The 274-nt window shown below is 57.3% G+C and carries 1 protein-coding gene; it reads left to right on the top strand.

Going from position 1 to position 274, the window contains the following annotated elements; all coding sequences use genetic code 11:
- Positions 1-274: fimbria/pilus periplasmic chaperone (locus tag AC2A1E_RS24520; protein ID WP_484385927.1), on the top strand; the 274-nt coding region annotated here is incomplete at both ends.

The following is a 274-nucleotide window of genomic DNA, read 5'->3' as shown; positions in this document are numbered from 1 at the left end:
ACTGACGAATGCCGGCCCGTCACCTGTCCTTATTCAGAGCTGGATTGATACCGGGGATACCACGGCCAAACCTGCCGCTATTCAGGTGCCGTTTGTGCTGACGCCGCCGATGAACCGTGTGGAGCAGGGTAAAGGCCAGACTCTGCGCATCAGCTATACCGGCGGCACACTGCCGAGCGACAAGGAGTCGATATTCTGGCTGAACGTGTTGGAAGTACCGGCGAAGAAACAGGTCAAGGCCGATGAGAATTTGCTGCAGGTGGCTTTCCGCTCA

The organism is Serratia sp. HNCC26DJ206, from assembly GCF_057180605.1.
The sequence above is the reverse complement of the archived record's forward strand: the minus strand, read 5'-3'. Positions and strand labels throughout refer to the sequence as shown.